This window comes from Hydrogenophaga atypica (assembly GCF_042665215.1).
In the GTDB taxonomy this organism is placed as follows: Bacteria; Pseudomonadota; Gammaproteobacteria; order Burkholderiales; family Burkholderiaceae_C; genus Hydrogenophaga; species Hydrogenophaga defluvii_A.
The window spans coordinates 20,535-34,353 of record NZ_JBHTCA010000019.1; the positions used below are offsets into that span (position 1 = coordinate 20,535).

Sequence of the window (13,819 nt, forward strand, 5' to 3'; positions counted from 1 at the left end):
GTGATATCCTGAGGTCGTCTCACATTAATTGACGGTTTTGGGGGGTGTCATGTTGCAACAGTCCATGCGCTGCGGCGCGCACGGGTGGTGGCGGCCAGTGGCCGCTGTGTGGTTTTGCGCTGGGCTGGCCGCTTGTGGTGGTGGTGCCACCAGCCCGGTGCCTGCGGGCGAGCCGGTGGACAGTTCCGCCGACACCGTGTTGATCAACAGCAGTGCCGTGGAGGCTCAAACCGATCAGGTGCTGGTGCGGCTCGTGGAGGAGTTGGCCGGCCAGCAGTTCGAGGAGCGCGCCGCCGAATACGCCCGAACCCTGAGCCTGCACAGCGGCGTCACCTTGCGCAGTGTTCGTCGCACCGCCAGCGGCAGCGTGGTGATGGCCTTGCCCAAGGCCATGGGCGAGGCCGAGGTGACGGCCGTGGTTCAGCGGCTGATGGCGAACGAGGCCGTGGCCCATGCCGAGCCCGACATGCGCGTGTGGTCCGACACGCTGGCGCCCAACGATCCGCGATGGGCCGACCAATGGAGTCTGGCGTCCGCCAACGTGGTCCGCTCCGGGGTCCAGGCGCAAGCCGCGTGGACGCTGACCCTGGGGAGCCCGGCCACGGTGGTGGCGGTGCTTGACACTGGCATCCTGCCGCACGCCGATCTGCAAGGGCGCCTGTTGCCGGGCTACGATTTTGTGTCCAACGTCGGGCATGCCAACGACGGCAATGGTCGCGATCCCGATGCGAGCGACCCGGGTGACTGGGTGGATGGCAGCGAGCCCTGGCTGTCAGGTGTCAGCCCGCGCAACAGCGGCTGGCATGGCACCCACGTGGCCGGCATCGTGGCCGCACAGCGTGGCAACGGCGTGGGTGTGGCCGGCATCGATGCGCGGGCGCGGGTGCTGCCGGTTCGCGTATTGGGGCGTGGCGGTGGCTACATCTCCGACGTGGCCGATGGTTTGCGGTGGGCCGTGGGTGCGCCGGTGGCCGGTGCGCCAGCCAACCCCACTCCGGCGCGGGTGGCCAACCTCAGTCTGGGGGCCGCCGGCCACTGCTCCAGCGAAATGCAGGGCGCCCTGGACGAGGCGTGGGCGCGCGGCGCTGTGGTGGTCGCTTCCGCCGGCAACCAAGCCCAAAACGTGGCGGGCACCGTTTTGGCCAGTTGCCAGCGGGTGCTGGTGACGGCCGCGCTGGGCAAAGGGGGCGAGCAGGCTTCCTACACCAACTTTGGTGCTGGGGTGGCGCTCGCCGCGCCGGGTGGCAACGCGGGCAGCGACACCGGCATCGTGTCCTTGGGCGACAGCGGCAGACAGGGCCCCACGGGCGACAGCAGCTACCTGCGCAAACGTGGCACCAGCATGGCCGCGCCCCACGTGGCGGGCACGGTGTCTTTGATGTTGGCCGCCAACCCGGGCTTGACGCCCACCCAGGTCGGGGCGCTGTTGCGTGCATCGGCGCGACCGTTTGCGCAGGGCACAGGCAACGACTGTGTGCCCGAGCGCTGTGGTGCCGGTGTGCTGGACGCGGCCGCAGCGGTGTCTCTGGCCGCGATGTACCCGGCGCACCGGCCGCTGACCGGCACGGGGCTGACCGCTGAAACCCTGGGCAGCGTGGCACCCGAGGCCGGTTGGTGGCGCGACACGGTCGACGCTTCGCGCCAGGCGTTTGTGGACGTGCGTGGCCAGGAGGTGTTGTTGAGCGTGCAGTACCGCGACGCCGCTGGCCGCCCCCTGTGGGCTCACGCGCGGCTGGTGGCAGACGCGGAGGCGGGCGAATGGGTGGGGCGCCTGATCGCTTATGAAGGCGGTGCCAGCCTGAACGGCCCGGCCCGCGCGCCCCAACCTGCGGCCGATATGGGCGAGGTGCGCTGGCGCAAGACGGACGCCTTGGCGACGCAGTTGCGCACGCCCATGGGCACCTGGACCCTGGTGCGCGATCGGTTTGGTTTTGCGAGTGCACCAGCCGATGGGCGCACCGGTGTGTGGTGGGCAGACGAGCGGCCGGGCATGGGCTTCTTGCTCGAACAGCAGGCCGCGCAGGTGCGCATCGGTGTCCATGCGTTTGCCGACAACGGACAGCCGGCCTGGGTTGAAGCGGTGCTCACCCGTGGCGCGGACGGCGTTTTTCGAGGTCAGTGGCAGCAACCCTCGGGCGGCCTGCCCCACCTGCTGCAGCCGCAAGCCGGCGTGGAGGGCGAATGGTCGTGGGTGTCGTCACTTGAAGGCCGGTTGCGTTTGGCCAATGGGCAGCAGGTCACTGTGCGGGCGAGTGTGAACGCCGATGTGGCCGAAGCCCACCAACAGTCGGCCAGCCTGCTGGGCATCTGGCGGGCCGACTACGTGGTGGGGCGCAGTTTCAGCGAGCGTTGGACCTTGGCCCACCTGCGCCCCAGCGAGGTGAATGCCGGTGACTACAACGTCTGGGGCATCAACCAGTGGGGCGGCAGCATGGTGGGCGGCTGGAGCAGCCGCTACGCCAACCATTCGCTGTACGCACCCGGCATGGCTTTTGACGATTTCTACCGCTTTCACCTGGTCGATGGCAGGCTCCAGGGCTGCTACCACCACTACCACATTGCCCTGGCAAGCTTGAGCGGCTGTTACCCGTTCACCGCAGCGTCACTGGCGGGGGCGGGCAGCGCGTTGAACAGCTGGCCCACCCTGTCGGTGGGGGGCGTGGGCGACCGCAGCAAAGAAGCGATGTTGCAGGTGACCTTGACCGCACGTGTGCTGACGGAGGCCGCTCTGGAAAACACCCACACGGCCGACGCCGGAACGGGCAAGCCCACTGGCGCCGCAGCCGCTCAGCTGAACGAGTGGCAGCGGCAACTGGGCGCCATGCGCTGAAGGCACAGCCCGGCGCGTTGGCCGGGCGGGCGCTTCAGCCGTCGGCGTTGATGCGTTTGATCAGCGCGGCCAGCACCTCGGCCGCGCGGTCGTTGTCCACTTGGCAGGTGCCGGCGGCCTGGTGACCGCCGCCGCCGTACTGCAGCATCAGCTCGCCCACGTTGGTTTTGCTGCTGCGGTCCAGGATGGACTTGCCGGTGGCAAACACCGTGTTCTGCTTCTGCAGGCCCCACAACACGTGGATGGAAATGTTGGTCTGCGGAAACAGCGCGTAGATCATGAAGCGGTTGGTCGCGTAAATGGTCTCTTCGTTGCGCAGGTCGAGCACGGCAAGGTTGCCGTGCACCGTGGTGTTGGCGAGCAACTGGGCCTTGGCCTTGTCGGCGTGTTCGCGGTAGATGTCCACCCGTTCCACCACGTCGGGCAGGGCCAGGATCTGCTCGATGCTGTGGTCGCGGCAGTATTTGATGAGGTCCATCATCAGCTGGTAGTTGCTGATGCGGAAGTTGCGGAAACGGCCCAGACCCGTGCGCGAATCCATCAGGTAGTTCAGCAGCGTCCAGCCGCTGGGGTTGAGCACCTCGTCGCGGTTGTACTGGGCCGAGTCGGCCTTGTCCACCGCGTCCATCATCTCGTCGCTGATGCGCGGGAAGCGGGCCTTGCCGCCGTAGTGGTCGTACACCACACGCGCGGCAGAGGGCGCACTGGCAGAAATGATGTGGTTGGCCCGCTCGCCCGTGTTGCGGATGGTCTCGGACTCGTGGTGGTCAAAGGCCAGGTGGGCGGCGGCCACATAGGGCAGATTGGTGGTGATGTCGCGCCCCGTGATGGGCACCTTGCCGTCCTGCATGTCCTTGGGGTGGACGAAGGTGATCTCGTCGATCAGCTCCAGCTCGTTGAGCAGCACGGCGCAGACCAGGCCGTCGAAGTCGCTGCGGGTGACCAGTCGGAATTTTTGCTCGGCCATGGAACGGGGTCCTCAAAAACAAAAGGCGGTGAATGGTTACAAAATCATAACCACCACCGCCGGGCAAGCGCAGAAATTTTGATTTACATGTTTCTGCGGTACTGGCCACCCACCTCAAACAAGGCGTTGGTGATCTGGCCCAGGCTGCACACGCGCACCGCGTCCATCAGCACGTCGAACACGTTTTTGTTCTCGATGACGGCCTGTTGCAGCCGCTTGAGCATGGCGGGCGCTTCGGCCGCATGGCGGGCGTGGAAATCGGTCAGGCGCTGCAGCTGGCTTTGTTTTTCCGCCTCGGTGGAGCGCGCCAGCTCCAGCGTCTCGGGCGTGGTGTCGCCGTGCGGGTTGCGGAAGGTGTTGACGCCAATGATGGGCAGCTCGCCGGTGTGCTTGAGCATCTCGTAGTGCATGGATTCGTCTTGAATCTTGCCGCGTTGGTAGCCGGTTTCCATCGCGCCCAGCACCCCGCCACGCTCCGCGATGCGCTCGAACTCCGCCAGCACGGCTTCTTCCACCAGCTCGGTCAGTTCCTCGATGATGAAAGCGCCCTGGTTGGGGTTCTCGTTCTTGGCCAGGCCCCACTCGCGGTTGATGATGAGCTGGATGGCCATGGCGCGGCGCACCGAGTCTTCGGTGGGCGTGGTGATGGCCTCGTCGAACGCGTTGGTGTGCAGGCTGTTGCAGTTGTCGTAGATGGCGATCAGCGCCTGCAGCGTGGTGCGGATGTCGTTGAACTGAATTTCCTGCGCGTGCAGGCTGCGGCCGCTGGTCTGGATGTGGTACTTCAGCTTTTGTGAGCGTTCGTTGGCGCCGTACTTTTCCTTCATCGCCACGGCCCAGATGCGGCGCGCCACGCGACCCATCACGGTGTACTCCGGGTCCATGCCGTTGCTGAAGAAGAAGCTCAGGTTGGGCGCGAAGTCGTCGATGTGCATGCCGCGCGCCAGGTAAGCCTCCACGAAGGTGAAGCCGTTGGACAGCGTGAACGCAAGCTGGCTGATGGGGTTGGTCCCGGCCTCGGCGATGTGGTAACCCGAGATGGACACCGAATAGAAGTTGCGCACGTTGTGGTGCACAAAGTACTCGGCGATGTCGCCCATCACCTTCAGGCTGAACTCGGTGGAGAAGATGCAGGTGTTCTGCCCCTGGTCTTCTTTCAGGATGTCGGCCTGCACCGTGCCGCGCACATTGGCCTGCGCCCACTCGCGGATTTTGGCGATCTCGGTGTCGGTGGGGTCGCGGCCATTGTCGGCCTTGAACTTGGCGATCTTCTGGTCGATGGCGGTGTTCATGAACATCGCCAGGATGGTGGGCGCAGGACCGTTGATGGTCATGGACACCGATGTGGTGGGGTTGCAGAGGTCAAAGCCGTCGTACAACACCTTCATGTCGTCCAGCGTGGCAATGCTCACGCCCGAGTTGCCGATCTTGCCGTAGATGTCGGGGCGCAGGTCGGGGTCGTTGCCGTAGAGCGTGACCGAGTCGAAGGCGGTGGACAGGCGCTTGGCGGGCATGCCTTCGCTCACCAACTTGAAGCGCCGGTTGGTGCGGAAGGGGTCGCCTTCGCCGGCGAACATGCGCGTGGGGTCTTCGCCTTCGCGCTTGAAGGCAAAGGTGCCGGCGGTGTAGGGGTAGCTGCCGGGCACGTTGTCCAGCATCAGCCATTTGAGGATCTCGCCGTGGTCCTCGTACTGCGGCAGGCTGACCTTGCGGATGGTGGTGCCGCTCAGGGACTTGGTGGTCAGCGCGGTGCGGATTTCCTTGTCACGGATTTTCACCACGTACTCATCGCCAGCGTAAGCCTGCTGCATCTCCGGCCATTGTTTGAGCAGCTTGCGCGCGTCGGCGTCCAGGTGCAGCTCGCGCGTTTGTGCCAGGTCGATCACCGCTTCGGCGGCCTTGGCGCGGTCGGGCTTGTCCACCCGCAGCATGCGGGCGGACTCGGTGAGTTGCTGGATTTCGCGTGCCAGGCGTGCCTGGGCGCGGGCGCGTTTTTTGTAGCCACGCACGGTGTCGCTGATTTCGGCCAGGTAGCGGATGCGCGCGCCGGGCACCACCGGCGTTTGGTTGGTGCTGTGGCGCACGTCCACCACGGGCAGGCGGCCCTCGCCCAGCTTCAGGCCCAGCGTGGCCAGCCGGCCCTTCAGGCCCTGGTAGAGCGCGGTCACACCGTCGTCGTTGAAGCGGGCGGCCATGGTGCCAAACACCGGCATTTGTTCGGTGGGGGTGGTCCAGGCTTCTTTGTTGCGCTGCACCTGTTTGCTCACGTCGCGCAGGGCATCGAGCGCGCCCTTGCGGTCGAACTTGTTGATTGCCACAAATTCCGCAAAGTCCAGCATGTCGATTTTTTCGAGCTGGCTGGCGGCGCCAAATTCAGGCGTCATCACGTACATGGGCACGTCCACGTGCGGCACGATGGCCGCGTCGCCCTGGCCAATGCCCGAGGTTTCCACGATCACCAGATCAAAGCCCGCCACCTTGCAGGCTGCCACCACGTCGGGCAGCGCGGCGCTGATCTCGCTGCCAAAGTCGCGTGTGGCCAGGCTGCGCATGAACACGCGCGGGCCGTTCTGCCAGGGGCCGATGGCGTTCATGCGGATGCGGTCGCCCAAGAGCGCGCCACCGCTCTTGCGGCGTGAGGGGTCGATGGAGATCACCGCCACGCGCAGGCCGTCGTTCTGGTCCAGCCGGAAGCGGCGGATCAGCTCGTCGGTGAGAGAGGACTTGCCGGCCCCGCCGGTGCCGGTGATGCCCAGCACGGGCACCTGGGTGGTCTTGGCGGCTTCGTGGAGTTGGACCACCAAGGTGGCGTCGGCTTTGCCGTTTTCCAGCCCCGTGATCAGTTGCGCCAGCGCACGCCAGTGCATTTCGCCGTGGCCCTGGATGGCCTCCACCGAGGTGGGCGCGTAGGGCGTCAGGTCCTGGTCGCAGCGCATCACCATCTCGCCGATCATGCCGGCCAGGCCCATGCGCTGGCCGTCTTCGGGGCTGTAGATGCGCGAGACGCCGTAGGCCTGCAGTTCGCGGATTTCGGGCGGCACGATCACGCCGCCACCGCCGCCAAACACCTGGATGTGGGCACCGCCGCGTTGTTTAAGCAGGTCCACCATGTACTTGAAGTACTCCACATGCCCGCCCTGGTAGGAGCTGATGGCGATACCCTGTGCGTCTTCCTGCAGGGCGGCGGTCACCACGTCGTCCACGCTGCGGTTGTGGCCCAGGTGGATCACCTCGGCACCCATGCTCTGCAGGATGCGGCGCATGATGTTGATGGCCGCGTCGTGGCCGTCGAACAGGCTGGCGGCGGTGACAAAACGCACCTTGTGCGTGGGGCGGTAGTTGGCCAGGGCTTTGAATTCGGCGGACAGGTCGGTCATGGCGTCGGTGGGTGGGTGGCTCTGCCGGGGGTGTTCTTGATTGACGTTTACGTAAACGTCAATTCGCAATGGTACTGCAGAGCGCTGCCGGTGTCATCCCGGGAATCCCGCAGTCTGGCGTGTCTGAATTACCATCGATTTGTCCGTGTCCTGTCAGGAATACCCATGAAGCCGATTCAGCTTTTCGACGCCGCCTCCAGCACCTACACCTACGTGTTGTTCGATCCCGCTACCCGCCAGGCCCTGATCATCGACCCGGTGGACGAGCAGATCGAGCGCGACCTGGCCTGCCTGAAGGACCACGGCCTGCAACTGGCGTGGACGGTGGAAACCCACGCCCACGCAGATCACATCACCAGCGCCGGACAACTGGCCGAACTCGCAGGTGCCAAAACGGCGGCGCCCGCAGGGTGTGGCATCACCACCGCGTCGGTGCAGTTGAAGGACGGCGAAGAGTTGGTCTTTGGGCAGCAAAAAATCCGCGCCCTGCACACGCCTGGCCACACCGCGGGCAGCATGAGCTTCGTGTGGTCCACCGGCGATGCGCACCACGTGTTCACCGGCGACACCTTGCTCATCAACGGCTGTGGCCGCAGCGATTTCCAGTCGGGCAGCGCCGAGGACCTGTACCGCAGCCTGACCGAGGTTTTGTTCAAGTTGCCCGACGACACCACGGTGTGGCCGGGGCACGACTACAAGGGCCAGACCCAGTCCACCATCGGCTGGGAAAAAGCGAACAACGCCCGGGTGGCCGGCAAGACGCGCGACGAGTTCGTCGCCATCATGAATGCCCTCAACCTGCCGCGCCCCAAGCGCATGGACGAAGCCGTGCCGGCCAACCTCACATCGGGCATTCGCCACGACGCCGACGGTGCCGAACTGATGCAGCCGCGCAGCGCTGCGGGTTACGCAGGCGACGTGTCGCCGCACTTGGCGTGGGACTGGGTGCAGGCCGGCGAGGCAGTGCTGGTGGATGTGCGCACCGACGCCGAGCGCGAGTGGGTGGGTTTTGTGCCCGGCGCCGTGCCGTTGGCTTGGAAGCAGTGGCCGGGCATGGTCATGAACCCTGGTTTTGACGAGGGCTTGCGCGCGGCCGTGCCTGCTGGCCAAAAGGTGGTGCTGTTGTGCCGCAGTGGTGTGCGTTCCATTGCGGCCGCCAAGCGGGCCACCGAGTTGGGGTTGGTGGCCTACAACATCCTGGAAGGCTTCGAAGGGGACCCGGATGCGGATGCCCACCGGGGCCGGCGTGGGGGCTGGCGGTTGCACGGGCTTCCTTGGCGGCAGAACTGAATTTTTGCTGGCCTTGGGCGGTGGGGGGGCGCTGGTGGGCGCTGGCGGAAATCACCGGGTGGCCCACTTCGTTCGTGTCCTCCGCATCGCTGCGCGATGCTCCCCCTTTACCTCACTGCGTGGGCCACCCGGCGCTTTCCGCCCGAGTGCAGGTGAACCTGCGGTGACGTGCCAGCGCTGCCTCGGATCGGTGTGGCGGGGTGTGCTGCAGAGCGAGGTAAAGGGGGAGCCGGCGCAGCCGGCGGAGGACACGAGCGGCGCAGCGCACCCCGTCGCACCGATCTCGCACACCAAGTGGGAGCGCCTTCAAGAAAGCGCCGGTGGACGAACCGCCATCAAGTCCACCGCTGTCTTTTCATAGGCATGCGCCAACTGCAGCAATGCCAACTCCCCTTGTGGCTTGCCAATCAGCTGCAAGCCCATGGGCAGGCCTTGCGCGTTGAAGCCCGCCGGCACACTGATGGCCGGCAGGCCGGCCAGCGTCGCGTAAATCACCACCTCCATCCAGCGGTGGTAGGTGTCCATGGGGCGGCCCGCAATTTCCGTGGGCCAGCGCATGTCCACATCAAACGGCCACAGCTGCGCCACCGGCAGCGCCAACACGTCAAAGCGGTCAAGCAGCGCCAGCATCTGCTGCAAAAAACGCGTGCGCTGCGCACTGGCGGCGTTCAACTGCGCGCCGGTGAGCTTGAGCGATTGGTCGTACTCCCAAAGCGCCTCGGGTTTGATGTGCGCCCGGTTGTCGGGTTTGATGAGAAAAGGCGCGATGCGCGGCCCCACCAGCGCCTGGCGCCACACCAGCCAGCAGTCCCACACCGCCGCAGGGTCCATGCCCAGCGCGGTGTGGTCCACCTCGCAGCCCATGTCGGTGAAGCGGTGCAGGGCCGCTTCACACACGTCCAGCACACCCGCCTCCATGGGCAAATGCCCCTTCAAATCGCCCAGCCAGCCGATGCGTTGGTCGGACGGGTCGCTGTCCAGGGGCGTGGCAAAAGCGCCCCCATCTTGTGCAATGCTCAGCGGCGTGCGCGGGTCGTGCCCGGCCTGGATGGACAACAGCATGGCCACGTCGCGCACGCTGCGGCCCATCGGGCCTTCGGTGCCCAGTTGGGCCAGCCACACATCGTTGGCCGGCCACATGGGCACACGGCCTTGTGAGGGGCGCAGCCCAAACACGTGGTTCCAGCCCGCCGGGTTGCGCAGGCTGCCCATGAAGTCCGAGCCGTCGGCCACTGGCAGCAGGTGCTGGGCCAACGCCACCGCAGCACCCCCGCTGCTGCCGCCCGCCGACTTGGTGAGATCGAAGGCGTTGCGGGTGGGGCCGAACACGTTGTTGAAGGTGTGTGAACCCAGCCCGAACTCGGGCGTGTTCGTCTTGCCGATCACGATGCAACCGGCGGCTTTCATGCGCGCGGCCATCAGCCCGTCCTCGGACGGCACGAAGTCGCGCATCAGTGGTGAACCCAAGGTGGTGCGCAGGCCGGCGGTGTTGGACAGGTCTTTGATGGCCTGTGGCATGCCGTGCATCCAGCCCATGGATTCGCCACGCGCCAACTGGGCGTCGCGTGCATCGGCTTCGGCCAGCAGCACGTCCGCGTCGCGCAGGCTCACGATCGCGTTCACATGGGGGTTCACCCGATCGATGCGCGCCAGCGTCGCCGCCATCACCTCGCGGCACGACACTTGCTTTTGGTGAATGGCTTGCGACAGCACATCGGCTGTCATCAGGGTCAGGTCGGAGGGCGTCTGGCTCATGTTGGCGCTATATTGCAGGTGTGACCGTCGATATTTGAAGTTTCAACCAAACCCCCATTCTGACTGGAGTGTTCATGAAGCGTCGTTCCCTGGTTTCCATCGCTGCTGCGGCAGCTGTTTCTGCAGCCATGGTCATGCCCCTGGCCGTCAACGCCCAAGGCCAGGTCCAGGCCAAAACCCTGCGCATCGTGCCGCATGCCAACGTGACCATTCTGGACCCGATCTGGTCCACGGCCTTCGTCACCCGCAACCACGGCTACATGATTTACGACACGCTGTTTGGCACCGATGCCAGTGGCGCCGTGAAGCCGCAGATGGTGGACAAGTGGAACGTCAGCAAGGACAACCTGACCTGGACCTTCACGCTGCGCGATGGCCTGGAGTTCCATGACGGCGCGCCCGTCACCAGCACCGACGTGGTGGCCTCCATCAAACGCTGGGCCAGCCGCGACAGCTTTGGTGGTGTGCTCGCCAAAAGTGTGGCCGACTACGCCACCCCCGATGCCAAAACCTTTGTCATCAAACTCAAGCAACCGTTTGGTGTGATGCTCGAAGCCCTGGGCAAACCGTCCAGCAACGTGCCCTTCATCATGCCCGCGCGCATCGCGGCCACACCGGGCAGTGAGCAGATCAAGGACAACATCGGCTCCGGCCCCTACAAGTTTGTGCAGGCCGAGTACAAGCCGGGCGAAAAGCTGGTCTACGTCAAGAACGACAAGTACAAGTCGCGCAGCGAGGCGCCCAACGGCACCACCGGCGGCAAGCCGGTGTTTGTGGACCGCGTGGAGTGGGTCATCATCCGCGACCCGCAGACCCAGTTCAATGCCCTGGTGGCTGGCGAGGTGGACATCGTCGAGCAGCCCACCTTCGAGCAGTACGCATCGCTCAAGGCCACCAAAGGGGTGCAGCTGGTGGATGCACAACCAGCGGGTCTGCAGTACATCTTCCGCTTCAACCACAAACACCCGCCCTTTGACAACGTGAAGATCCGCCAGGCCGCGATGGTGGCGCTGGGGCAGGAGCAACACCTCAAGGCGCAGGTGGGCACGCCGGGCATGTACAAGTTCTGTAAGAGCATGTTTCCGTGTGGCACGCCGTACGCCAGCGACAACACCAGCTTCTATACCGGCAGCGCCGACCCCAAAAAGGCCGCACAGATGCTGAAGGACGCGGGCTACAAAGGCGAGCCGGTGCTGCTGATGCGCCCCACCGATCTGGCCTCCATCGCCAAGCTGCCCCTGGTGGCCAAGCAGCAGCTGGAGGCCGCCGGCTTCAAGGTGGACATGCAGCAGATGGACTGGGCCACCCTGGTGGCGCGCCGCGCCAAGAAGGACGCGCCCGCCGCTGGCGGCTGGAACGCCTTCATGACCGCCTGGACCGCCGGTGACATCCAGAACCCGCTGACCATGGCCATGATGAACGCGGCCGGCGACAACGGCTGGTTTGGCTGGCAGGACGACAAACAGATTGAGGAGCTCAAGGTCAAGTTCGCCCAGGCCGGCAGCGATGCGGAGAAGAAAAAACTGGCCGAACAACTGCAACTGCGCGCCATCGAGACCGCCTCGCACGTGCACCTGGGCCAGTACAACAACCCGGCCGCCGTGCGCGACAACGTCAGCGGCATCGTGCCGGCGGGTGCGCAGGTGTACTGGAACGTGAAGAAGAACTGAAGGGTGCTTTTTCCCGCGTGATGGATGCCGGCACAAGCCGGGCTTCGGCCCGGCTTGTGTTCTTTGCCATCGCACTTTGCAGTCTTCCGACCACCCCAGATGCTCAGATTCCTCCTCAAACGCCTCCTCGCCATCCTGCCCGTTTTGCTGGTGGTGGCCGTGGTGGTTTTCCTGATCCTGCGCCTCACCCCTGGCGACCCGGCGGCGGTGATTGCCGGCAACAGCGCCACCAACGCCGACATCGAACGCATTCGCGAACAGTTGGGTTTGAACCGGTCTTTGTTGGCCCAGTTCGGTATCTGGATCGGCGGCGTGCTGCAAGGTGACCTCGGCTATTCCTACTACCTGGGCAAGCCCGTCACCGAACTGATCGCGCAACGTGTGGAGCCCACGCTGTCGCTGGCCTTTGGCACCATCGTGCTGGCGGTGCTGGTGGCGGTGCCGCTGGGTACCTTGGCGGCCTGGCGCATGGGGGGCTGGCTCGATCGCTTGCTGTCGGGCTTCTCGGTGCTGGGTTTTTCGGTGCCGGTGTTTGTGGTGGGCTACATCCTCATCTACCTGTTCGCCATCCAGCTCAACTGGCTGCCGGTGCAAGGCTACCGGCGTCTGTTCGGCCCATCGTCCGAAGGTGTTGGGGCTTGGGCGCAGCAGTTGGTGCTGCCCTGGGTCACGCTGTGCACCATCTACGTGGCGCTGATCGCGCGGGTCACGCGCGCCAGCGTGTCGGAGGCGCTGACCGAGGACTACATACGCACGGCGCGCGCCAAGGGCATACGCGAATCTGCTGTGCTGCTGCGCCACGCGCTGGCGAATGCGGCCGTGCCCATCGTCACCGTGGTGGGCATTGGCGTCGCACTGCTGATTGGGGGTGTGGTCGTCACCGAAACCGTCTACGCCATCCCGGGCCTGGGCTCGCTCACGGTGGACGCGGTGCTCAACCGCGACTTCCCCGTCATCCAGGGCCTGGTGCTGGTGTTCAGCGTGTTGTATGTGCTGATCAACCTGCTGGTCGATCTCAGTTACCTCTTTTTAGATCCCCGCATCAGGTACTGACATGGGCATCCTCAAAAAACTCTGGCGCAACAACGCCATCCGCTTCGGCGCCGTGGTGCTGGGCCTGTTGCTGGCGATTGCAGCGGCCGCGCCCTGGCTGGGCACGGTCGAACCCTCCGCCATGGACTTCAGCCACATCAACACCGCCTCGGGTGTGCGCGGCGAGTTTGCCTTGCCCAGCGGCGAAACCGTGGCCCACACCTTCTGGATGGGCAGCGACAACGCCGGGCGTGACATCTACAGCCGTGTCGTCTATGGCACGCGTGTGTCCTTGCTGGTGGGCCTGTTCACCGCCACGGTGGCGGTGCTGATGGGGGCGCTGCTGGGCATGTTGGCGGGCTACTTCCGCGCGGTGGACGCGGTGCTGATGCGCTTCATGGACGGCCTCATGGCCATCCCCGCCATCCTGCTGGCCATCGCCCTGGTGGCGGCACTGGGCGCGCAGCTGTGGACGGTGGTGGTGGCGATTGCCGTGCCTGAAATCCCACGCGTCACCCGCCTGGTGCGCTCGCTGGTGCTGAGCCTGCGCGAGGAGCCTTTCGTGGAAGCCGCCAAGGCCCTGGCCACGCCCACACCCACCATTTTGTGGCGGCACATCCTGCCCAACGCATTGGCCCCGCTGATCGTGCAGGGCACCTTCATCGCCGCCAGCGCGGTGTTGACCGAGGCCATCCTGAGCTTCTTGGGCCTGGGCTTGCCGGCCGACGTGCCCACCTGGGGCAACATCATGGCCGAGGGCCGGGTGCAGTTCAGCCAGTACCCGGGCAACGTGTTGTTCCCGGCCATGTTCCTGGTGCCCACGGTGCTGGCCATCAACCTCCTGGGCGATGGGCTGCGCGACGTGCTCGATCCCAAATTCGCCAAGCGCACCTGACCC

General features: G+C 65.5%; 8 protein-coding genes and 1 pseudogene. 6 read left to right on the forward strand and 3 right to left on the reverse strand.

Annotated features, from left to right (window positions below; translation table 11 throughout):
* The first annotated feature begins 49 nt into the window (after positions 1–49).
* Positions 50–2,830, forward strand: a complete 2,781-nt coding sequence (locus ACFQPB_RS18085; protein WP_382226288.1) for a S8 family peptidase — start codon at positions 50–52, stop codon at positions 2,828–2,830.
* A gap of 34 nt (positions 2,831–2,864) precedes the next feature.
* On the opposite strand, the gene ACFQPB_RS18090 is transcribed toward ACFQPB_RS18085, so the two are convergent.
* Both ACFQPB_RS18090 and icmF read right to left on the reverse strand, forming a co-directional pair.
* Positions 2,865–3,797, reverse strand: a complete 933-nt coding sequence (locus ACFQPB_RS18090; RefSeq protein ID WP_382226291.1) for an exopolyphosphatase — start codon at positions 3,795–3,797, stop codon at positions 2,865–2,867.
* Positions 3,798–3,880: 83 nt separating this feature from the next.
* Positions 3,881–7,174 carry a fused isobutyryl-CoA mutase/GTPase IcmF gene (icmF, locus tag ACFQPB_RS18095; RefSeq protein WP_382226294.1) on the reverse strand — a complete coding sequence of 1,098 codons (3,294 nt, stop codon included), beginning with the start codon at positions 7,172–7,174 and terminating at the stop codon, positions 3,881–3,883.
* Between the two features lie 165 nt (positions 7,175–7,339).
* Here icmF and ACFQPB_RS18100 point away from each other — a divergent pair.
* A pseudogene (locus ACFQPB_RS18100) lies at positions 7,340–7,852 on the forward strand (MBL fold metallo-hydrolase); the annotation flags it as partial.
* A gap of 204 nt (positions 7,853–8,056) precedes the next feature.
* Complete coding sequence (locus tag ACFQPB_RS18105; protein WP_382226380.1) at positions 8,057–8,464, forward strand: rhodanese-like domain-containing protein; 408 nt, start codon at positions 8,057–8,059, stop codon at positions 8,462–8,464.
* 306 nt (positions 8,465–8,770) lie between these two features.
* On the opposite strand, the gene ACFQPB_RS18110 is transcribed toward ACFQPB_RS18105, so the two are convergent.
* Positions 8,771–10,219 (reverse strand): amidase, encoded by a 1,449-nt coding sequence (locus ACFQPB_RS18110; protein WP_382226297.1) that lies wholly within the window; start codon positions 10,217–10,219, stop codon positions 8,771–8,773.
* A gap of 74 nt (positions 10,220–10,293) precedes the next feature.
* Here ACFQPB_RS18110 and ACFQPB_RS18115 point away from each other — a divergent pair, with 74 nt between their 5' ends.
* The 3 genes from ACFQPB_RS18115 (at position 10,294) to ACFQPB_RS18125 (ending at position 13,816) form a co-directional block, all read left to right on the forward strand.
* Entirely contained in the window at positions 10,294–11,889 is a 1,596-nt protein-coding gene (locus tag ACFQPB_RS18115) for an ABC transporter substrate-binding protein (protein WP_382226300.1), read from the forward strand.
* A 99-nt stretch (positions 11,890–11,988) separates the two neighbouring features.
* Complete coding sequence (locus tag ACFQPB_RS18120) at positions 11,989–12,942, forward strand: ABC transporter permease (protein ID WP_382199835.1); 954 nt, start codon at positions 11,989–11,991, stop codon at positions 12,940–12,942.
* A 1-nt stretch (position 12,943) separates the two neighbouring features.
* Entirely contained in the window at positions 12,944–13,816 is an 873-nt protein-coding gene (locus ACFQPB_RS18125; RefSeq protein ID WP_382226303.1) for an ABC transporter permease, read from the forward strand.
* Positions 13,817–13,819: the final 3 nt, after the last annotated feature.

Coding starts and splice junctions, on each gene's coding strand:
- ACFQPB_RS18120 (WP_382199835.1), top strand. CDS start 11,989: ATGCTCAGATTCCTCCTCAAACGCCTCCTCGCCATCCTGCCCGTTTTG.
- ACFQPB_RS18090 (WP_382226291.1), bottom strand. CDS start 3,797: ATGGCCGAGCAAAAATTCCGACTGGTCACCCGCAGCGACTTCGACGGC.
- ACFQPB_RS18085 (WP_382226288.1), top strand. CDS start 50: ATGTTGCAACAGTCCATGCGCTGCGGCGCGCACGGGTGGTGGCGGCCA.
- ACFQPB_RS18115 (WP_382226300.1), top strand. CDS start 10,294: ATGAAGCGTCGTTCCCTGGTTTCCATCGCTGCTGCGGCAGCTGTTTCT.
- ACFQPB_RS18125 (WP_382226303.1), top strand. CDS start 12,944: ATGGGCATCCTCAAAAAACTCTGGCGCAACAACGCCATCCGCTTCGGC.
- icmF (WP_382226294.1), bottom strand. CDS start 7,174: ATGACCGACCTGTCCGCCGAATTCAAAGCCCTGGCCAACTACCGCCCC.
- ACFQPB_RS18105 (WP_382226380.1), top strand. CDS start 8,057: ATGCAGCCGCGCAGCGCTGCGGGTTACGCAGGCGACGTGTCGCCGCAC.
- ACFQPB_RS18110 (WP_382226297.1), bottom strand. CDS start 10,219: ATGAGCCAGACGCCCTCCGACCTGACCCTGATGACAGCCGATGTGCTG.